Genomic DNA, 18978 nt, shown 5'->3' on the forward strand with positions numbered 1-18978 from the left:
CGTCCTTGTTCAACGATGATTGAATGGCCCTCTATGTAAGATGTTTTCCTGAACGATGTATATCGATGGGTTGTTGCCTCGTTTTGCCACTCAGTGGGCGGACAATAAAGACGCCGCGCCCGCGCCTCCAAACAAACCTGCACTGATGCGATTGAACCAGCTCTGGCCTTTACCGGTACGCAGGTACCGCGCCGCGCCGTGGGCGCCGAGGCCGTAGGCCAGCTTGCAGAGCAGGTCGAGGACGGTCCAGGTGGCGATCATGATCAGCAGTTGGGGCAGGAAGGGTTGCCCGGCGCTCAGGAACTGCGGCAGGAACGCGGCGAAGAACAGGATGTCTTTCGGGTTACTGGCGCCCAACACGAATGCCCGGCCAAACAGCGCGCGAAAGCGCGGGACAGCGGCGGCCTGGGGCACTTCGGCGCCTTGGGAGGGCTGTCGCGATTGCTGCCAGCTCTGCCAGGCCAGGTAGAACAGGTACAGCGCACCGACGATCTTCAGGGCACTGAACAGTTTCTCCGAAGCCAGCAGCAATGCCCCAAGCCCCAATGCCGAGGCGCTCAACAAGCAGATCGAGGCGATCACTCCACCCAGGAATGCCGGATACGAGCGACGCAGGCCGTAGTTCAGGCTGTTGCCGATCATCAATAACGACAGGGGGCCGGGGATGAGAATCACCACCAGCGCGGCGCCACTGAACAACAGCCAGGTTTCCAGATTCATTGCTTTGCTCCTGATGTACAAAAGCCTCACCGAGTGGGTGAGGCGGGTGGATACGGTGTCGCTTACAAGAAGATGAACTTGGCGATGAAGATCGCGCAGAGCACCCACAGGCTGACAGAAATTTCCTTGCGTTTACCGGTGCCGGCCTTGAGCACCACGTAGGTGATGAAACCCAGTGCGATCCCGTCGGCGACCGAAAAGGTCAGGGGCATCATGATGGCCGTGACGATGGCCGGAATGCTGTCGGTCGGCTCGTCCCATTCGATATGGGCCATGCCGCCCATCATCAGCATGGCGACGTAGATCAAGGCACCGGCGGTGGCGTAGGCGGGGATCATCCCGGCCAGCGGCGCGAAGAACATGGCGGCAATAAATAGCACGCCGACGGTCACCGCGGTAAGCCCCGTGCGGCCTCCCGCCGCGACACCGGCAGCACTTTCCACGTAGCTGGTCACCGGCGGCACGCCGACCATGGCGCCGAATACACTGGAGGCGCTGTCGGCTTTCAGGGCACGGGAGAGGTTCTCGATCCGGCCATCGGGCTTCACCAGGCCAGCACGCTGGGCCACGCCCATCAAGGTGCCGGCGGTGTCGAACATATGCACGAACAGGAAGGCCAGCACCACGCTGATCATGCTGACGTTGAACACTCCGGCCACGTCCATCGCCATCCAGGTCGGCGCCAGGCTCGGTGGCGTAGACATCACACCGTTGTACTGCACCAGGCCCAGGCCCCAGCCGGCCAGAGTCACGGCGATGATGCTGATCAGGATCGCGCCGAACACCCGGTGATAACTGAGCACGGCAATCATCAGGAAGCACACGGCGGCGAGCAGCGGGCCGGGTTCACGCAACGAGCCGAGCTTGATCAGGGTGGCGGGGCTGTCGACGATGATTCCGGCGGTCTTCAGGCCGATCAGTCCGAGGAACAACCCGACCCCCGCGCCCATGGCGAACCGCAGGCTCACGGGAATGCTGTTGAGCAGCCACTCACGAACCCGTGACAGGGTCAGGATCATGAACAGTACGCCGGAAATGAACACTGCACCCAACGCGGTTTCCCAGTTGTAGCCCATGGTGCCGACCACGGTGTAGGTGAAGAAGGCGTTCAGGCCCATGCCCGGTGCCAGGCCCACCGGCCAGTTGGCGTACAGGCCCATCAACAGGCAACCGAGGGCGGCGGCGATGCAGGTGGCGACGAACGCCGCGCCATGGTCGATGCCGGCATCGGCCATGATGTTGGGGTTGACGAAAATGATGTAGGCCATGGTGATGAAGGTCGTCAGGCCGGCGATCAGCTCGGTCTTCACCGTGGTGCCATGCAAGCTGAGTTTGAAGATGCGCTCCAGCCAGCCACGGCTTGATGGCGGCGAGAGGTCCAGCGTCCGGGCTTCGGGTTTGCGGCTTTCCACAGCGAGTACTCCTCAACAGTTTTATTGTTATTTCCAGCGTCGCAGGCCATCCGGGGAGGCTCGCGCGCCTTGAGGCAGGTAAGGCTGGCGAGGTAGTTGACCTGCTGGTCAGAAACTCGCACGAAGCGAATTATGCTTTTGTATACAAATAAAGCAAATAATGTTTTCTGGTTTGTAGACGAAATGTCCGGCGATAGGGATATATCGCCAGAGAGGGTGCTATCGCGGGCAAGCCTTGCTCCCACAGATAGGGATCATCTTGTGGGAGCAAAGCTTGCTCGCGATGGCGATAGCTCGGGCCATGCATGACTTGATTGATATCAGTCGGCGGATACCTGACCCTTACCCAGCGCCATATTCACCGCCAACCACCCATTCACCGCCGCTTCCCCGGCCTCGGCAAACACCCGCTCCAGCAATTTCACCTGCTCGCGCCGCAACGCCTGTTCGAACCGCGCACCTTCCTCGGTCAACTCCAGCAGCCGCTTACGCTTGTCGGTCTCGGACGCGACGCTGTTGACCAGATGCATTTCCATCAATTGCCGCAACGGCATGTTCAGGGCCTGCTTGGTGACGCCCAGCAGGGCCAGCAGCTCTTTCATGCTGAGGGACGGATACCGGGCGATGAAAAAAACGATGCGCTGGTGCACGCGGCTCAACCCACGACGCTCGAGCATTTCATCGGCCTTGGCGGTGAACGCCTGGTAGCCGAAGAAAAACGCTTCCATGGCCATTTGCTGGGAAGTCGGATTTTTAAGGTCAAGCATATTGACGTATCCAGAGAGGTCGGAGTAATTTCGGTCAATCAGTTTGACTCATTTCCCCAATGCCTCGCTACAGGTGGTCCCCATGGCTTTTTCCGAACGTGTCTCGCGCCTCAAAAGCTCTTTGATTCGAGAAATCCTCGCGGCGGCCCAACGCCCTGAGGTGATGTCGTTCGCCGGCGGTCTGCCCGCCGAAGCCATGCTGCCGAAAGTGGAGTGGGACGCCATGCCCCTGGCCATGGGCCAATACGGCATGAGTGAAGGGGAACCGGCCCTGCGCGAAGCCTTGGCGGCGCAGGCACGGGCGCTGGGCCTGGCTTGTGAGGCGAGTCAGGTGCTGGTGGTCAGCGGCTCGCAGCAGACCCTCGACCTGGCGGCGAAGCTGCACATCGACGTCGGCACCGAGATCATGCTGGAAGCACCGACCTACCTCGCGGCGCTGCAGATTTTTCAGCTGTTCGGCGCTGACTGCATCACCGTCCCGCTGCAGGCCGATGGCCCGGACCTGAAACAGTTGCGGGCGCGGCTGGAACAGCATCGACCGGCATTCATCTACCTGATCCCCACGTTCCAGAACCCTTCGGCGGTGCGTTACAGCGAGGCCAAGCGCGACGCGGTGGCGGCCTTGCTGGATGAGTTCGGTGTGACCCTGATCGAAGACGAACCCTACCGCGAACTGAGCTTCGACGGCGGCAGCGCCACGCCGATTGTCAGTCGCTTGAAGAAGGCCAGTTGGATCTACACCGGCACCGTGTCGAAAACCCTGCTGCCAGGGCTGCGGGTGGGTTACCTGATTGCCAGCCCTGACCTGTTCCCGCACCTGTTGCGGCTCAAGCAATCGGCGGATCTGCACACCAATCGCATCGGTCAATGGCAGGCGTTGCAGTGGATCGGTAGCGAGAAGTACCGCAGTCACCTCGGTGAATTGAGGGATTTCTACCGGGATCGTCGCGACCGGTTCCAGGCTGCGTTGCACACGCACTTTTCCGACATCGCGGACTGGAACATGCCCGAGGGAGGGCTGTTTTTCTGGCTGACCCTCAAGCAACCGCTGGACACCCGCACGTTGCTCGCTGCCGCGCTGGCGGCGGATGTGGCGTTCATGCCGGGAGAGCCGTTCTTCCCCGAGCCGGACCAGCATCCGGGACACTTGCGCTTGAACTTCAGCCACATCGATCCGGCCCGGCTGGATGAAGGGTTGAGGCGGCTGGCAGGGGTGGTACGGGCGGCGTTGGCTGCCGAGGCGGCGTGAGGCGGTGGGTCTTGTGGTGAGCGGGCTGGCGCTATCGCGAGCAGGCTCGCTCCCACAGAAGTTTTGTGAACACTGAAGATCCCATGTGGGAGCGAGCCTGCTCGCGATGGGGCCTTCACATCTCCCCAAGAACCATCAGACCGCCGAAAACCGCTTGTCCAGGTAATCAATGATTACCTTGGACTCGTACATCCAGGTGGTCTCGCCATTCTCTTCGATACGCAGGCACGGCACTTTGATCCTGCCGCCTTGCTCCAGCAGTGTCTGGCGATCCTGCTCGTTGTTCTTCGCATCGCGCAGGGCCACTGGTACGTTGAGGCGGCGCAGGGTGCGGCGGGTTTTCACGCAGAACGGGCACGCGTGGAATTGATACAAAGTCAGGCTGCGGGCGGTCTGGTCGACCTGCGCCTGGGCATCGGCCGGGCGTTTTTTCTTGCCAGGACGGGTGATGAAGTCGATGAAGATGATCAGTTGGCCCAAACCAACTCGAAGCGCTTTGACGATCACGGTATAAGCCTCGCGGCAGGGAAGAAGAGGGCGCGCAGCTTACCTGATTTTTCACGGGCGAAAAAAAACCGGCGATCGATGCCGGTTTTTCTCGAATGACAGCTTACTTGATGAGGCTGAGGAACTCGCTGCGGGTCGCGGCGTTTTCGCGGAATTCACCGAGCATCACCGAGGTGATCATCGAAGAGTTCTGCTTTTCCACACCGCGCATCATCATGCACATGTGCTTGGCTTCGATCACCACCGCCACGCCCAGGGCGCCGGTGACCTGCTGGACCGCGTCGGCGATCTGGCGGCTGAGGTTTTCCTGGATCTGCAGGCGACGCGCATACATGTCGACGATCCGCGCGACCTTCGACAGCCCCAGCACCTTGCCGCTCGGGATGTAGGCCACGTGGGCCTTGCCGATGAACGGCAGCAGATGATGCTCGCACAACGAGTACAACTCGATGTCCTTGACCAGCACCATTTCGCTGTTATCGGAGCTGAACAAGGCACCGTTGGTGACTTCTTCGAGAGTCTGTTCATAACCACGGCAGAGGTACTGCATGGCCTTGGCAGCACGCTTGGGCGTGTCGAGCAGGCCCTCGCGGGAAACGTCCTCGCCCAGTTGGCCGAGAATCGCGGTGTAATTCTGTTCCAGTGTCACAGAGGCTGATTCCATAGGGGTTTCAGGAGGGTACTTGTTCTGTCTGTACCAGTTTTGTACCAATCAAGCTGTGTTCGAGTTTCCCGAGTTCGCTCCAGTCGGTGCTGGAGTTGATCCGTCGGGCACAGGTCGAAGCAACATTCGAGCGCCATAACCCAGCTGAATAGCGATGCAGGCTCATACCCGCCATGGGGCACATGGTAGCGTATGTGTGCCAGTAGTTGTATTGCCGGCCGGTGCTATTCATCCAATCTCATCGGCGTGTGGCTTTACCTGGCTGCGGGCTCACCGGTCTGTTCTGATCGGGTTTTTCTGACCGAGCGCCTCGTGTCATCAATTCGCTTTGGAATCATCCCAAGGTGCAACCACCAGATGGACCAGTGCGACAGCGTAGTGACTTCCTTTTGCGTGATACACGATTGACGATAGTAGTATGTGTGCATACGATAAGTCGACTTACTAAAAGGAGGCCGACATGCCCAAGCCTATGCACGCCACTGCTTCATATACTCACGAAACCCGTGCATCTGCAGCTGCAATCTGGGCGCTTTTCGAAGCTGTTCCCCGATGGAAAGATTGGAACGCAGGTGTCCATTCATGCACGCTCCACGGTTCTTTCATTGAGGGTACATGGATGACAATGGTGCTGCCTGACCAAGAGGTCATCCAGTCTCAGTTAGTAGAAGTCAATAAACCAAACGGATTCACTGATGAGACTGTACTTGGTAGCACCACTATTCGCGTCAGGCATGAAATCACTCCGCTCCTGAATGGCAATCACTCAATCGTTTATTCGATTGATGTCGTGGGAGAGGACGCAGGGGAGATCTGCACGCAAGTGTCTTGTGATTTCTCTGAGGTCCTGCGGGCGCTGGCAGCCCGCGCAGAAAGTGAGGCGGGCGTATGAGCCAGGCTTGGCTGGGTGTTGTATCTCGGTCGCACGTGTGGCGAGGCATGGAGGGCGGCTTTGCACAGGTCTGTCATGGCAAAAAGGAGCCGCTGCGCAAGATGAGCAAGGGTGATATTTTTGTTTATTACTCCCCGAATATAGAGGTGCAGGGGGCGCCGCTGAAAGCCTTCACTGCCATAGGGAAAATTGAGGACGATGAGGTTTTCGAATTCGACATGGGCGCAGGGTTTGTGCCGTTTCGTCGTCGGGTGCGATATGCCAAGGCAAAAGAAGTCGCTCTGGACCTCGTGCGTGGACAACTGGACCTCTGTGTTCCGCCAAACTGGGGCGTTGTGCTAAGGCGCGGGCTGATTCCATTGACCGATAAAGATATCTGCACAATTGCTTGCGCGATGGGTGTTGACCTGCTGGAACTGAGGCGTAATTGATGAAGTCGAAACCGCTGCCAACCCTCCATAGCGGACCGTCAGATAGTCCAGGTTTTTTGCTCTGGCGCATCTCCAACACCTGGCAGCGTGAGCAGCGCGCCGCATTACAGCCGCTGGGTCTTACCCATACCCAGTTTGTCATGCTTGCAGTCGCAACGTGGTTTGCCTCACAAGAGCCGCTCACCCAGGCACGCCTGTCACAATTGACTGGCAGCGACCCGATGACCACCTCTCAAGTGGTCAGAACGCTTCTTAAAAATGGGCTGTTTGTGAGAGACGTACATCCTACTGACACGCGAGCCAAGATTATTTCAGTTTCCGAAGCCGGTCGTGATATCGCACACAAGGCGATTGTCATAGTGGAGGAAGTTGATCGTAAATTTTTTGGAACTCTAGGCGAGCAGCAATCCAGCCTGGTCCTCCTTTTCCGACAACTGCTCGATAAGGCATCATCGACGCAATAGAGAGAGAAAAGGGGGCGTTGGCGGACACGGCGCTGCAAGCTCGGCAATCGAGGGCTACTCGTCGCGGCCTTCCATCATGGTGCGCTTGAGCATCACGTACACCGCCCCGGCGCCACCGTGTTTCGCCTGGCAGGAGGTGAAGCCCAGCACTTGCGGGTGCTGGCGCAGCCAGGTGTTGACGTGGCTCTTGATCATCGGCCGCTTGCCGTCCAGGCGCACGGCCTTGCCGTGGGTGACGCGCACGCAGCGGATTTCGAATTTCGTGGCTTCGGCGAGGAAGGCCCAGAGGGTTTCCCGGGCTTTTTCGACGCTCATGCCGTGCAGGTCGAGGCTGCCTTCGAAGGGGATCTGGCCGACCTTCAGCTTGCGCATATGGCTTTCCTGGACGCCGTCGCGCGCCCACATCAACTCGTCTTCGGGACCTACATCGATCACGAACTGATCGGACAATCCGTCCACGGTCGTGGCATCGGCGCGCACGGTGGCAGCTTGGCGCAGCTTGGCGATCTGTGCGCGATCGGCTTTCGGTTTGCCGGTGTCGGCGCGATCGTGTTTGATCGGTTTAACGCCCTGAGTCGCACTTTTGAACAGGGAAAAATCGTCGTCTTGCATGTCAGCCTCCGCGAAGGCCGACCAGTTTACCCAAGTCCGGCGGGATCGGGCGCGACAAAACGTCGGGTGGCGGGTCAGTCGTGCTTTTTCATCAGGTGCGGAGCCATGGCCAGCTCCAGGGATTGGCGGGCGCGACGGCGGCAGCGGCGCCAGAACCAGACGCCCAGCCACAGGACCAGAAGGCCCACGGCCAGAATGATCGCCGAACCAAGCGGGGTGGCATTCAAGTCGCCCAGCGCGGGCGGGCGGCCCAACAGGCTGGCGGCACCGGCCATGGCCAGCAGGACGCCGAGCGTTGCCAGGAGCGCCGCGATGGCCGCGCCAAAACGAAACCGCCAGTTGCTCGGGCCCTTGGGCCGCAAGCGACGTGCGTCAAAACCATCGGATAACTTCATTCCGATCTTCCTCAGTGGGTATCGGCCCTTCGACCGGAAGATGTTCGGGTTGTTCCTGAGGCTAGGGCAATTGCGGCTAATGAGAGTCTTTTGCGGATGAGCGGCGGACGCGGCCGCTCATCGAGGGCAATCAGATCAAGTCGTGGGTCAGGGCCAGGGTGGCGAAGTTGTCCGCCATGATCGCCATTTCGGTCTGGTGCACGTGCTCGGCGCTCAGGACGCCGCCCTTGTGCGGCAGGTCGCGGGTGGCGCAGGCGTCTTCCACCAGGGTGCAGCGAAAGCCCAGGTTCTTGGCGGCGCGCACGGTGGTGCTGACACTGGAATGGCTCATGAAACCGCAGACGATCAGGTCCAGGGGGCCAAATTCTTCCAGGCGCTTTTTCAATTCGGTGCCATGGAAGGCGCTGGGCAGCAATTTGCCGATGACGGTTTCGTCACCCTGGGGTTCGAGACCTGGAATGAATTCCCCACGTTCGCCCTGTGGATCGAACAGCCCGCCATGGGTGCCCAGGTGCCGCACGTGCACGATCGGCCGGCCGGCGGCACGGGCCGCGCCGAGCAATTGCCTGATGTTCGCAACCGCTGCATCCATGCCACTCAGGGCCAGGGGGCCGGCGAGGTACTCTTTCTGGGCATCGATGATGATCAGGGTCGCTTGACTCAGGTTGGCCGCCGCGTAACCACGGCCGCTGAGTTGAAACATCGTTTTTGGAACGGACATTCTGGGGCTCCTTCGGGTGGGGCTTTTGCGACATTCTCCTCTGGCTGAGCGGTTCTGTGAATCGCTTCCATCGCAAGCGCCGTCGTTGCTGGCCTACAGCCTTGTCAAGATGCCTGTCTTGTTCAATGGGTGGCGCAAAAAACGGAAGGTTCCTACGAGTGCTCCGGCGTTTTTCAGTCGTCCTTGAGGTGCGTTTGGGTGGGGGCGCGTTTGGCTGTTAGACTCGCCAGTCGTTTTTTCTGGAGTTTGCCGCCGTGATCACTTCCCGTCTTCGTACCCTGCGCGACCATATCCGTTGGGCCGTCAGCCGTTTCCATGGGGAGGATCTGTTTTTCGGCCACGGCACTGACAATGCGTGGGATGAAGCCCGCCAACTGGTGTTGGGCGCGTTGCACCTGCCTTGGGAAATGGCCGATAGCTACCTGGATTGCAGCCTGGAAGACGATGAGCTGGTCCATGTGCAGCGCCTGCTGCAACGGCGAATCGCGGAGCGTATCCCGGCGGCCTACCTGCTGGGCGAGGCCTGGTTCTGCGGGATGTCGTTCATTGTCGACGAGCGCGTGCTCATCCCGCGCTCGCCCATCGGTGAGTTGATCGAAAAGCGTTTCGAACCCTGGTTGGCCCAGGCACCGGCACGGATCCTAGACCTGTGCACCGGTTCCGGCTGCATCGGTATCGCCTGTGCCTATGAATTTCCGGAAGCCGAAGTGGTGCTGGCCGACCTGTCGTTCGACGCACTGGAAGTGGCCAACCAGAACATCGAGCGCCACGGCGTCGATGAGCGGGTATTCACTGTCCAGGGCGATGGTTTCGAGGGGCTGCCGGGACAGCGTTTCGATCTGATCGTGTCGAACCCGCCCTACGTCGATGCGGAAGATTTCGCCGACATGCCTCAGGAATACCAGCATGAGCCGGAGTTGGGCCTGGCCTGTGGCGATGATGGTTTGAACCTGGTACGCCGGATGCTGGCCGAGGCGGCCGACCATCTGACCGAGAAGGGGCTGTTGATTGTCGAGGTGGGCAACAGCCAGGTTCATGTCGAGGCGTTGTACCCCGAAGTCGATTTCGCCTGGCTGGATTTCGAACGCGGCGGGCATGGGGTGTTCATGCTCAGCGCCGAGCAGTGCCGCCAGCATCAGGGCTTGTTCGCTTCGCGGGTTTGACTGAAGCGAGATCGCCTGTCAGTTCCCCCTGTGGGAGCGAGCCTGCTCGCGAAGGCGTCAGATCAGTTGCAGGGTAGTGGCTGACACACCGCCTTCGCGAGCGGGCTCGCTCCCACAGGGGATTGCATCCATAGCTATAGCGTGGTCTCAGTGCCGCGTCGCAATCCAGATCAGCAAGCCCGCCTGGAACATGGCAAACGCCACCAGGCAGGTGATGGTGAAGCGCAGGCCGGTGTCTTCGCGCTTGAACTTGTTGACCTTTTCCTCCTGCTGCTTGAGTTTGACCTCCTGTTCCGCAAGGTTCTGCTCGGCCTGTTGCAGCATCTGCGCGGCTTCGAGGATTTCCACGAACTGCAGCTTTTCGGTATTCCAGTCTCCTTTCAGGTCGCCGACCTGGGCATCCTTGACGCTGCCCTTGAGGTGCTGGGCGTCGGCATACACCACCTCGAAGCCATGGGCTTGCAGGAAGCGGTCGCGACGCAGTCGGGTGTCTTCGTTCAGCGCGTCCTTGTTGTTCAGGTCGGCGCCGTCCACCCGGTAGCTTGACCAGCGTTTCTTGGCCCACGTAATGGCCTGGGCGGCGAGGAAGCGGCCGATGCCACGGTTCATGGGCTCCATCTGCAGGCTGTCCGGGGAAAAATGCAGGCGCTTTTCGACGTGATCGGCCCAGACGTCCAGGTGGTTCTGTTCCTTGCGCACGCGCTGGCCCGGCAACTGGATACTCATGCGCAACAAGCTGCGTTCCTTGCTATGGCGCTCGGCGTAGCTGAATTCGACAAACCGCAGCGGCCGCGCGCCCGTGGCACGGTCCGTCTTGAGCGGGGCCAGCCGGAGCATCTTGTGGTGCTCGGCTTGCACGTCCGCCCAAGGCAGCTCCGCCGCCGGTGTGGCGGGCGTTTCGGCGGTGGTGTCGGGTGAAGTTTCAGTCTCAGTCATAACGGCGAAATCCTGTCCTGGCCGGCTCGTCGGCAGCCAATGCGCTGTCCGACACCGGTCTATCGGCCACTTTTTCCAAGACTGGAGGGCTAAAAGCGTTTAACGGGTCGTTATCGAGTCAATAAAGGCCAGGATATGAGTGCCGAGGGCCGCCGCCAGGGGCAGGTCGGGGTTCTTGTAAGACGCCAGTTGCCGTTTCTCGTCGTTGGGCACGATACGCATCACGTGGTTCATGCCCTCGATCAGGGCCAGCTCGGCGTCGGGTTTGGCCGCCTTCAATTGCCGGGCATCATCGACGCTGACCTGGATGTCGTGACTGCCCTGGATGATCAGGGCTGGCACTTTCAGCGCGGCGAATGCCCGGGCCGGGTCCTGGCGGAACAGCGAGATCAGGTACGGCTGCACGCTGGGGCGGAAAATGAACTGCAACGGCGCTGGCACGTTCGCATCGACGCGACCGGCCTTGAGGCTGTCCAGCAGTTCATTGCTGCGCAACATCAGCGGCGGAGGCAGGCGGTTGCCCAGTTGCTGGCGCAGCACCTGGTCGATAGGCCGGGCGCTGCCGGCCACCGAGATGACTGCCGCCGCATTGGCCTGGGGGGCGGCGAGGCTGGCGATCAGCGCGCCCTCGCTGTGCCCCAGCAGAATCAACGGGCCCAGCCGTGGGTCGGCGGCCAGCTTGTGACTCCAGGCCACGGCGTCGGCCACATAGGCCTCGACACTCAGGTCGCGTTCGTCCGGTGTCGCGGCCAGGCTGGCGGCCACGCCGCGCTTGTCATACCGCACGCTGGCAATGTTGTGTTTGGCCAGCACCCAGGCCAGGCGCTTGAGGCTGTCATTGCGCCCGCCCTCGGGGTTATTGCCGTCGCGATCCGTAGGACCGGACCCGGAAATGATCAGGACAACCGGCACCGGCGTGTCGGATTTGGGCAGTAACAGTGAACCGAAGAGTTCCCCATGGCCGGTATCGAGGCTGATCGGTCTTAGCAGGACCGTCGCCTGGGCCAGGCTGGAAAACAGGCCGATCAACAGGGTAAGGCTCAGGACACGCAGGTTTAGCATCATCACGCCACTGGTTACGAAGGTGCCGGTTGGACTGGCGGTCACCGATAAGGTTCGAGGATGAACTACGCAGTTAGCCTGCGTATACTGGCGCCCATCACGAATCCCAGATTGAGTTTCTCAGCGATTTCACGGAGCACCCTGCATGTCCGGCAATACCTACGGCAAGCTGTTCACCGTCACCACCGCGGGCGAAAGCCATGGCCCGGCGTTGGTCGCCATTGTCGACGGCTGCCCGCCGGGCCTGGAGATTTCCCTGGAGGACCTGCAGCGTGACCTGGATCGCCGCAAGCCCGGTACCAGCCGCCACACCACCCAGCGCCAGGAAGCCGATGAAGTCGAGATCCTGTCCGGCGTGTTCGAAGGCCGCACCACCGGCTGCGCCATCGGCCTGCTGATCCGCAACACCGACCAGAAGTCCAAGGACTACTCGGCCATCAAGGACCTGTTCCGCCCGGCCCATGCCGACTACACCTATCACCACAAGTACGGTGAGCGCGACTACCGTGGCGGCGGTCGCAGTTCGGCCCGGGAAACCGCGATGCGCGTGGCGGCCGGGGCGATTGCCAAGAAATACCTGGCCAGCCAGGGCATCGTGATTCGTGGCTACATGAGCCAGTTGGGCCCTATCGAAATCCCGTTCAAGACCTGGGATTCGGTGGAGCAGAACGCCTTTTTCTGCCCTGACCCGGACAAAGTGCCAGAGCTTGAGGCCTACATGGATCAATTGCGCCGGGACCAGGATTCGGTCGGCGCGAAGATCACCGTGGTGGCCGAAGGGGTGATGCCCGGCCTCGGCGAGCCGATTTTCGACCGCCTCGACGCCGAACTGGCCCACGCACTGATGAGCATCAACGCGGTGAAAGGCGTGGAAATCGGTGCCGGTTTCGCCTGCGTCGCCCAGCGTGGCACCGAGCACCGCGACGAACTGACCCCGCAGGGTTTCCTCAGCAACAACGCCGGCGGCATCCTGGGCGGCATTTCCTCGGGCCAGCCGATCGTGGCGCACCTGGCCTTGAAACCGACGTCCAGCATCACTACGCCGGGCCGCTCCATCGATACTCAGGGCAACCCGGTGGAAGTCATCACCAAGGGCCGTCACGACCCGTGCGTCGGCATCCGTGCCACGCCGATCGCCGAGGCGATGATGGCGATCGTGTTGATGGATCACCTGTTGCGCCATCGCGGCCAGAACGCCGATGTAAGGGTCAGCACCCCGGTGCTGGGTCAGCTTTGATGGCTGACCTGCCGACCGCCGTGGCCTGACGACCATGGCGGCACTGCCGTACTGGCGGCTTTCCAGCTTCTATCTGTTCTATTTCGCCTTGCTCGGTTCGACGGCGCCGTTCCTGGCGCTGTATTTCGATCACCTGGGATTCAACGCGGCACGCATCGGCGAGCTCGTCGCGATTCCCATGTTGATGCGCTGCGTAGCGCCGAATATCTGGGGCTGGCTGGGGGATTACACAGGGCAGCGCCTGGCGATCGTGCGGTTCGGCGCGGTCTGTACGTTGCTGACTTTTTCCCTGATCTTCATCGACAAGAGCTATGCCTGGCTGGCGATGGTCATGGCATTGCATGCGTTCTTCTGGCATGCGGTGCTGCCGCAGTTCGAAGTCATCACCCTGGCCCACCTGAGCGGGCAGGCCTCGCGCTACAGCCAGATCCGCCTATGGGGCTCCATCGGTTTCATCATCGCCGTGGTCGTGCTGGGCCGGTTGTTCGAATGGCTGAGCCTGGACATCTACCCGCTGGCGCTGGTGCTGATCATGGGGGGCATCGTGCTCGCCAGCTTCTGGGTGCCCAATGCCCAGCCGGTGCAGGGGCCGCGGGTGACGGGCGACGGGTTCCTGTGCCAGTTGCGCAACCCCGGTGTGCTGGCCTTCTACGCTTGCGTCGGCCTGATGCAGATGAGCCACGGGCCGTATTACACCTTCCTGACGCTGCACCTTGAACGGCTGGGTTACAGCCGTGGGGTGATCGGCGTGCTGTGGGCCGTCGGCGTGGTGGCGGAAGTCCTGGTGTTCCTGGTGATGAGCCGGATCCTGGCGCGGTTTTCCGTGCGACGGGTGCTGCTGGCGAGTTTCCTGCTGGCGGCGTTGCGTTGGTTGCTGCTGGGATCATTGGCCGAATTTCTCTGGGTACTGCTGTTTGCCCAGGTGCTGCATGCGGCGACCTTCGGCAGCTTTCACGCCGCTGCCATCCATTTCGTGCAACGTAGCTTCGGCTCCCGCCAGCAAGGCCAGGGCCAGGCGCTGTATGCCGCGCTGGCCGGCACGGGCGGGGCATTGGGCGCGTTGTACTCCGGCTACAGCTGGAACGCCTTGGGCGCCACCTGGACTTTCAGCATCGCCAGCGTCGCAGCTTTCGCTGCAGCCGTTATCATTGCCACACGTATGCAAGAGGACAGGCCATGAGCCTTACCCGTGAACAGCTTGCCCGGGAAATCATCGATGCCGGGCGTTTTCTGTATGGCCGCGGTTGGTCCCCGGCCACCAGCAGCAATTATTCCACCCGTCTTGCCCCTGACCAGGCCTTGCTCACCGTGTCTGGCAAGCACAAGGGGCAGTTGGGCGTTGATGATGTGCTGGCCACTGACCTGGACGGCAACAGCCTGGAACCGGGCAAGAAACCTTCCGCCGAAACCCTGTTGCACACCCAGCTCTACCGCTGGCGCCCGGAGATCGGTGCGGTGCTGCACACCCATTCGGTGAACGCCACGGTGCTGTCGCGCCTGACGAACGAAGCGTTCATCGATTTCGAAGACTATGAACTGCAAAAAGCCTTCAGTGGCGTGTCGACCCACGAGTCCCGGGTGCGTGTGCCGATTTTCGACAACGACCAGGACATCGCCCGCCTGGCCGCCAAGGTCCAGCCGTGGCTCGCCGAGCATCCCGATTGCGTGGGTTACCTGATCCGTGGCCACGGCCTGTATACCTGGGGGGCACGCATGAGTGATGCGTTGCGCCAGATCGAGGCGTTCGAGTTCCTGTTCGAGTGCGAGCTGAAAACCCGCGCACTCCTGAACCGTTAATTTGCTGGAGTCATTGCCATGAGCAGCCTGTCCGTTTACCACGTCTCAAGTCCTGACATCCCGAACAAGGTGTTGACCCACTTTGAAGACATCGCCGCGACCCTGGCCGAACAAGGGGTTCGCTTCGACCGTTGGGAGGCCGCGATGAAAATCCAGCCTGGCGCGACCCAGGACGAAGTCATCGCCGCCTATCGGAGCCAGATCGATCAATTGATGACCGAGCGCGGCTACATCACGGTCGACGTCATCAGCCTCAACAGCGATCATCCGCAAAAGGCCGAGTTGCGCGCCAAGTTCCTCGATGAACACCGTCACGGCGAGGACGAAGTCCGCTTTTTCGTCGCCGGGCGTGGCCTGTTTACTCTGCACATTGATGATTACGTCTACGCCGTGTTGTGCGAAAAGAACGACCTGATCTCCGTACCTGCCGGTACACCGCACTGGTTCGACATGGGCGAGCACCCGCACTTCGTTGCCATTCGCCTGTTCAACAACCCGGAAGGCTGGGTCGCCAAGTTCACCGGCGACGACATCGCCAGCCGTTTCCCACGTCTGGAGGACTGAGCTCGTGTCGATCAAAGCCATACTCACCGACATCGAAGGCACCACCAGCGCGGTGAGTTTCGTCTTCGACGTGCTGTTTCCCTACGCGGCGAAGCATTTGCCGGCATTTGTCCGTCAGCACGCCGACCGCGGCGACGTAGCCGGGCAACTGGCTGCGGTGCGCCAGGACAGTGGCGAGCCGGAGGCAGATATCGAGCGGGTCATCGCGATTTTGCTGGGCTGGATTGCCGAAGACCGCAAGGCCACGCCACTCAAGGCGTTGCAGGGCATGGTCTGGGAGCAGGGGTATCAGGCCGGGCAATTGAAAGGACACGTGTACCCGGATGCGGTAGAGGCCCTCAAGCGCTGGCATCAGGCTGGCTATGGGCTCTATGTGTATTCATCGGGGTCGATCCAGGCGCAGAAGCTGATATTCGGCTGTTCGGAAGCCGGTGACCTGTCGCCACTGTTCAGCGGTTACTTCGACACCACCTCAGGGCCCAAGCGCGAGGTCCAATCCTATCAGCGGATCAGCCAAACCATGGGCATTGCGCCGGACGAGATCCTGTTCCTGTCGGACATCGTCCAGGAACTGGATGCGGCCCAGGGGGCTGGCATGGCGACGTGTGGATTGGCTCGAGAGGGGGGGGAGTTACCTGGACATCTCACCGTGAAGAGTTTTGCCGACATAAACCCCGAGGGTTTCTGAGGATCACCGCAAATCCTGTGGCGAGGGGATTCATCCCCGTTGGGCTGCGAAGCAGCCCCATGCAGTCAACTCAATCTGCCTGGTGCACCGAGTTGCCTGGTTTCAGGGCTGCTTTGCAGCCCAGCGGGGATGAATCCCTCGCCACAAAAGCTCAACCGTTAGAACTTCGGCATCAAGCGCTGTGGTACGTCGGCAGCGCGAAGCGATGCTGGCTTTGCAGCATAGCGATCTGCGGCAGCTCGCTGGCCTGTTCAGCCAAGTCACGACGGATAGCACTGATCACCCAGGACAATTGGTCCCCTGCATGCAGCTGGGCGTAGGAAATCGAGCGTTTGAACTGTTTGCCTTCGCTATTGCGCAATGTCAGCAGGATGCCGCCGTCCGGGCGAGCTTGTGTAGTCACTTCGTAGTTGGAAAACAGGGACGCGAACTTCTCTTGAATCATATTCATATGACTGCTCCTTGGTGGTGGCAAACCGTGGAGGAGAAGTTGCACTGACCATGCCAGCATTGGATCCGCTTTAAATCCTTTTAAAAACAACAAGTTATATTTTTTGTGTTTTTTCGCTTTCGTGCATCTTGCATGAATAGCCATCGTGCATCCTGCATTTTGCGTGGTCAGGCAATCATTTTTGGAACCAAATCGATTTCTGACGCTCACGTCTCGCCTGTTCCCGGCGGTGGATACAAAACATTGCAAAAACCGCGTGTACAGCGCGGCAACCGCTGGGTACTTTCGACCGAACATCGCTGCCAGCCTGAGCGCAGGAACCGAGACCCGCAGGTCGAACAGGGAGTTTCATGAGTCGTATACCCAGCGACGCCATTACCTGGGGCATGATGCTGCGCAAGCTGCCTGCCCTCGTCAGCGTCGTTCCCCGGATCGTCAAGGGTCGCAAGCTCGTCTATGTCCGGGACCCGGCCCAACCCTGCGGCCTGGGCTGGAGCTTCGAACAGGCCACGCAACGCAATCCCCAGGGCCCGGCATTGCTCTGCGGCGACATGGCCTTGAGTTATGCACAGGTCAACGAGCAGGCTAATCGCATCGCCCATTACTGGTTGGCGCAGGGCATCGGCAAGGGCGACTGCATCGCGATCTTTCTCGAAAACCGTCCACACCTGCTGATCACGCTGCTGGCGGTGGCGAAGGTCGGGGCGGTCAGCGCCATGCTCAACACCTCGCAAACGGGGGATGCGCTGGTCCATAGCCTGGCGTTGGTTGCGCCGGTCGCGGTCGTGGTGGGGGATGAGCGGGTCCCGGCTTTCGAGGAAGTGCGCGGCCGCACCGCGCTGTCGAGCGCTCGCACCTGGTGGCTGGCGGACGAGCAAGGCGCCGCTGTCCCTCGGGGGTTCGTCGACTTGCTGGGCAACAGCGATGACTACCCCGGTGATAACCCGGCCAGCAGTCGGCAGGTGTTTTTCAACGACCCGTGTTTTTACCTCTACACCTCGGGCACCACCGGGCTGCCCAAGGCCGTGATATTCCGTCACGGGCGCTGGACGCGCACGTCCACCCACCTTGGCCTGATTGCCCTGGACATGCGGCCCGACGACGTCCTCTATTGCCCCTTGCCCCTGTATCACGCCACGGGCCTGTGCATGTGTTGGGGAGCGGCGATTTGTGGCGCGTCGGGTTTTGCGATCCGGCGCACGTTCAGCGCCGGCCGGTTCTGGAGCGATGTACGCCGTTATCGGGTGACCACGCTGGGTTATGCGGGGGAGCTGTGCCGCTACCTGATCGACCAGCCCGCCAGCGTTGAAGACCGGTGCCATGGGGTGAAGAAGATGATCGGCAATGGCCTGCGGCCGGGCGCGTGGGCTGCGTTCAAGACCCGCTTCGGTGTCGAGCACATCTGTGAGTCGTACGCGGCCAGCGACGGCAATATCGGCTTCACCAACCTACTGAATTTCGACAATACCGTCGGTTTTTCCCTGACGGGCTGGGCGCTGGTGCAGTACGACCATGGCAGCGGGAGGCCGTTGCGCAACCTGCAAGGGCGAATGCAGAAAGTGCCGAAGGGCCAGCCGGGCCTGCTGCTGGCCCGGATCGATGACCAGGCGCCCTTGGATGGCTACACCGACCCAGTCCGGACCGAAGAGGCTATCTGCCGGGATGTCTTCGCCCCTGGCGACCGTTACTTCAACACCGGTGACCTGCTGCGTGACCTCGGCTTTGGCCACGGGCAATTCGTCGATCGTCTCGGCGACACCTACCGCTGGAAGGGCAAAAACGTTTCCACGACACAGGTCGAGAATGTCTTGCTGCAGCATCCGCAAGTGGCTGAGGCGGTGGCCTATGGGGTGGAGATCAACGGCAGCGATGGGCGCGCCGGCATGGCGGCGATCACCCCGTCCGAATCGTTGGCAACCCTTGATTTCGGCGAGCTGCTGCAGTTTCTGCAAGCCAGGCTGCCGGCCTGTGCGGTGCCGCTGTTCCTGCGCATCAAAGTGAAAATGGACATCACCGGCACCTTCAAATACCACAAGACCCGGCTCAGGCGCGAAGCCTTCGACCCCTGCGTCATGGGCGACGAGCCGGTCTACGCCTGGTTGCCCGGCAGCAGGACCTACGTGCGGGTCGACCGCCAGTTGGCGACGCAGATCCAGGGTGGGCAGTTCGACTATTGATTCTGGCTATGACGGGTACTGAGAAAAAGGGGATGACAGGCCCTGCGCCGCTCGGGAAACTAGCCGCAT

At 60.9% G+C, this 18978-nt stretch carries 22 protein-coding genes; 11 read left to right on the forward strand and 11 right to left on the reverse strand.

All coding sequences use genetic code 11. From position 1 onward, the window contains the following. Positions 1-90 precede the first annotated feature (90 nt). From FGE05_RS24320 to FGE05_RS24330, 3 genes are all read right to left on the reverse strand, one after another. Complete coding sequence (locus FGE05_RS24320) at positions 91-720, reverse strand: LysE family translocator (RefSeq protein ID WP_139648963.1); 630 nt, start codon at positions 718-720, stop codon at positions 91-93. A 62-nt stretch (positions 721-782) separates the two neighbouring features. Then, a complete protein-coding gene (locus FGE05_RS24325; RefSeq protein WP_139648965.1) occupies positions 783-2132 on the reverse strand; it encodes an NCS2 family permease in 1350 nt (449 codons plus the stop codon). Between the two features lie 320 nt (positions 2133-2452). Next, complete coding sequence (locus FGE05_RS24330) at positions 2453-2899, reverse strand: MarR family winged helix-turn-helix transcriptional regulator (protein WP_139648967.1); 447 nt, start codon at positions 2897-2899, stop codon at positions 2453-2455. A gap of 82 nt (positions 2900-2981) precedes the next feature. On the opposite strand from FGE05_RS24330, the gene FGE05_RS24335 reads away from it, so the two are divergent. Next, positions 2982-4148: a PLP-dependent aminotransferase family protein gene (locus FGE05_RS24335; RefSeq protein ID WP_139648969.1), complete on the forward strand. Its 1167-nt coding sequence runs from the start codon at positions 2982-2984 to the stop codon at positions 4146-4148. Positions 4149-4283: 135 nt separating this feature from the next. Here the strand turns inward: FGE05_RS24335 and FGE05_RS24340 are convergent, their stop codons facing one another. Then, complete coding sequence (locus FGE05_RS24340; RefSeq protein WP_139648971.1) at positions 4284-4655, reverse strand: glutathione S-transferase N-terminal domain-containing protein; 372 nt, start codon at positions 4653-4655, stop codon at positions 4284-4286. 103 nt (positions 4656-4758) lie between these two features. Then, positions 4759-5304: a GTP cyclohydrolase I FolE gene (gene folE, locus FGE05_RS24345; RefSeq protein WP_010456659.1), complete on the reverse strand. Its 546-nt coding sequence runs from the start codon at positions 5302-5304 to the stop codon at positions 4759-4761. 475 nt (positions 5305-5779) lie between these two features. Between folE and FGE05_RS24350 the strand changes: the two genes are divergently transcribed. Genes FGE05_RS24350 through FGE05_RS24360 form a run of 3 tightly spaced genes read left to right on the forward strand, consistent with a single transcriptional unit; the run spans position 5780 to position 7106 of the window. After that, complete coding sequence (locus FGE05_RS24350) at positions 5780-6211, forward strand: SRPBCC family protein (protein WP_139648972.1); 432 nt, start codon at positions 5780-5782, stop codon at positions 6209-6211. Then, positions 6208-6642 (forward strand): EVE domain-containing protein, encoded by a 435-nt coding sequence (locus tag FGE05_RS24355; protein ID WP_139648974.1) that lies wholly within the window; start codon positions 6208-6210, stop codon positions 6640-6642. The genes FGE05_RS24350 and FGE05_RS24355 overlap by 4 nt, the downstream gene beginning before the upstream one ends. Continuing rightward, entirely contained in the window at positions 6642-7106 is a 465-nt protein-coding gene (locus FGE05_RS24360; protein ID WP_139648976.1) for a MarR family winged helix-turn-helix transcriptional regulator, read from the forward strand. Before FGE05_RS24355 ends, FGE05_RS24360 begins: the two co-directional genes overlap by 1 nt. Positions 7107-7160: 54 nt before the next feature. Here FGE05_RS24360 and FGE05_RS24365 read toward each other — a convergent pair whose 3' ends face one another. The 3 genes from FGE05_RS24365 to FGE05_RS24375 form a co-directional block, all read right to left on the reverse strand. Beyond that, positions 7161-7718, reverse strand: a complete 558-nt coding sequence (locus FGE05_RS24365; protein WP_139648978.1) for a Smr/MutS family protein — start codon at positions 7716-7718, stop codon at positions 7161-7163. A gap of 74 nt (positions 7719-7792) precedes the next feature. Next, positions 7793-8113: a hypothetical protein gene (locus tag FGE05_RS24370; protein WP_139648980.1), complete on the reverse strand. Its 321-nt coding sequence runs from the start codon at positions 8111-8113 to the stop codon at positions 7793-7795. Between the two features lie 130 nt (positions 8114-8243). Further along, positions 8244-8834, reverse strand: a complete 591-nt coding sequence (locus tag FGE05_RS24375) for a cysteine hydrolase family protein (protein ID WP_041021549.1) — start codon at positions 8832-8834, stop codon at positions 8244-8246. 254 nt (positions 8835-9088) lie between these two features. Here FGE05_RS24375 and prmB point away from each other — a divergent pair, with 254 nt between their 5' ends. Next, the gene (gene prmB / locus FGE05_RS24380; protein ID WP_139648982.1) at positions 9089-9997 is read left to right on the forward strand and encodes a 50S ribosomal protein L3 N(5)-glutamine methyltransferase; all 909 of its coding nucleotides are present in this window, start codon (positions 9089-9091) and stop codon (positions 9995-9997) included. A 147-nt stretch (positions 9998-10144) separates the two neighbouring features. Here prmB and FGE05_RS24385 read toward each other — a convergent pair whose 3' ends face one another. Both FGE05_RS24385 and FGE05_RS24390 read right to left on the reverse strand, forming a co-directional pair. Next, positions 10145-10933: a hypothetical protein gene (locus FGE05_RS24385; protein WP_139648983.1), complete on the reverse strand. Its 789-nt coding sequence runs from the start codon at positions 10931-10933 to the stop codon at positions 10145-10147. A 99-nt stretch (positions 10934-11032) separates the two neighbouring features. Beyond that, positions 11033-11998 carry an alpha/beta hydrolase gene (locus tag FGE05_RS24390; protein WP_139649121.1) on the reverse strand — a complete coding sequence of 322 codons (966 nt, stop codon included), beginning with the start codon at positions 11996-11998 and terminating at the stop codon, positions 11033-11035. A 142-nt stretch (positions 11999-12140) separates the two neighbouring features. Between FGE05_RS24390 and aroC the strand changes: the two genes are divergently transcribed. From aroC to mtnC, 5 genes are read left to right on the forward strand one after another with little or no spacing between them, the layout of a single operon-like run. Then, on the forward strand, positions 12141-13232 hold the full coding sequence (gene aroC, locus FGE05_RS24395) for a chorismate synthase (protein ID WP_139648985.1): 1092 nt from the start codon (positions 12141-12143) through the stop codon (positions 13230-13232). Positions 13233-13266: 34 nt separating this feature from the next. Then, a complete protein-coding gene (locus FGE05_RS24400) occupies positions 13267-14412 on the forward strand; it encodes an MFS transporter (protein ID WP_139648988.1) in 1146 nt (381 codons plus the stop codon). Then, complete coding sequence (locus FGE05_RS24405) at positions 14409-15029, forward strand: methylthioribulose 1-phosphate dehydratase (RefSeq protein WP_139648990.1); 621 nt, start codon at positions 14409-14411, stop codon at positions 15027-15029. The genes FGE05_RS24400 and FGE05_RS24405 overlap by 4 nt, the downstream gene beginning before the upstream one ends. A gap of 18 nt (positions 15030-15047) precedes the next feature. Then, complete coding sequence (locus tag FGE05_RS24410) at positions 15048-15593, forward strand: acireductone dioxygenase (RefSeq protein ID WP_139648992.1); 546 nt, start codon at positions 15048-15050, stop codon at positions 15591-15593. A gap of 4 nt (positions 15594-15597) precedes the next feature. Further along, positions 15598-16281, forward strand: coding sequence for an acireductone synthase (mtnC, locus tag FGE05_RS24415; protein ID WP_139648994.1), 684 nt, complete (start codon positions 15598-15600; stop codon positions 16279-16281). 172 nt (positions 16282-16453) lie between these two features. Here the strand turns inward: mtnC and FGE05_RS24420 are convergent, their stop codons facing one another. Then, the gene (locus FGE05_RS24420) at positions 16454-16732 is read right to left on the reverse strand and encodes a DUF3509 domain-containing protein (RefSeq protein ID WP_139649123.1); all 279 of its coding nucleotides are present in this window, start codon (positions 16730-16732) and stop codon (positions 16454-16456) included. A 350-nt stretch (positions 16733-17082) separates the two neighbouring features. Between FGE05_RS24420 and FGE05_RS24425 the strand changes: the two genes are divergently transcribed. Then, positions 17083-18909: a long-chain-acyl-CoA synthetase gene (locus tag FGE05_RS24425; RefSeq protein ID WP_139648996.1), complete on the forward strand. Its 1827-nt coding sequence runs from the start codon at positions 17083-17085 to the stop codon at positions 18907-18909. Positions 18910-18978: the final 69 nt, after the last annotated feature.

It is taken from the genome of Pseudomonas sp. ICMP22404, from assembly GCF_006227205.1.
Classification (GTDB): Bacteria; Pseudomonadota; Gammaproteobacteria; order Pseudomonadales; family Pseudomonadaceae; genus Aquipseudomonas.

Bases quoted from the DNA above. Each gene is read 5' to 3' on its own strand.
- FGE05_RS24320 (WP_139648963.1), bottom strand. From the start codon at position 720: ATGAATCTGGAAACCTGGCTGTTGTTCAGTGGCGCCGCGCTGGTGGTG.
- FGE05_RS24330 (WP_139648967.1), bottom strand. From the start codon at position 2,899: ATGCTTGACCTTAAAAATCCGACTTCCCAGCAAATGGCCATGGAAGCG.
- FGE05_RS24335 (WP_139648969.1), top strand. From the start codon at position 2,982: ATGGCTTTTTCCGAACGTGTCTCGCGCCTCAAAAGCTCTTTGATTCGA.
- FGE05_RS24350 (WP_139648972.1), top strand. From the start codon at position 5,780: ATGCCCAAGCCTATGCACGCCACTGCTTCATATACTCACGAAACCCGT.
- FGE05_RS24355 (WP_139648974.1), top strand. From the start codon at position 6,208: ATGAGCCAGGCTTGGCTGGGTGTTGTATCTCGGTCGCACGTGTGGCGA.
- FGE05_RS24360 (WP_139648976.1), top strand. From the start codon at position 6,642: ATGAAGTCGAAACCGCTGCCAACCCTCCATAGCGGACCGTCAGATAGT.
- FGE05_RS24365 (WP_139648978.1), bottom strand. From the start codon at position 7,718: ATGCAAGACGACGATTTTTCCCTGTTCAAAAGTGCGACTCAGGGCGTT.
- FGE05_RS24370 (WP_139648980.1), bottom strand. From the start codon at position 8,113: ATGAAGTTATCCGATGGTTTTGACGCACGTCGCTTGCGGCCCAAGGGC.
- FGE05_RS24375 (WP_041021549.1), bottom strand. From the start codon at position 8,834: ATGTCCGTTCCAAAAACGATGTTTCAACTCAGCGGCCGTGGTTACGCG.
- FGE05_RS24385 (WP_139648983.1), bottom strand. From the start codon at position 10,933: ATGACTGAGACTGAAACTTCACCCGACACCACCGCCGAAACGCCCGCC.
- FGE05_RS24390 (WP_139649121.1), bottom strand. From the start codon at position 11,998: ATGATGCTAAACCTGCGTGTCCTGAGCCTTACCCTGTTGATCGGCCTG.
- aroC (WP_139648985.1), top strand. From the start codon at position 12,141: ATGTCCGGCAATACCTACGGCAAGCTGTTCACCGTCACCACCGCGGGC.
- FGE05_RS24400 (WP_139648988.1), top strand. From the start codon at position 13,267: ATGGCGGCACTGCCGTACTGGCGGCTTTCCAGCTTCTATCTGTTCTAT.
- FGE05_RS24405 (WP_139648990.1), top strand. From the start codon at position 14,409: ATGAGCCTTACCCGTGAACAGCTTGCCCGGGAAATCATCGATGCCGGG.
- FGE05_RS24410 (WP_139648992.1), top strand. From the start codon at position 15,048: ATGAGCAGCCTGTCCGTTTACCACGTCTCAAGTCCTGACATCCCGAAC.
- FGE05_RS24420 (WP_139649123.1), bottom strand. From the start codon at position 16,732: ATGAATATGATTCAAGAGAAGTTCGCGTCCCTGTTTTCCAACTACGAA.
- FGE05_RS24425 (WP_139648996.1), top strand. From the start codon at position 17,083: ATGAGTCGTATACCCAGCGACGCCATTACCTGGGGCATGATGCTGCGC.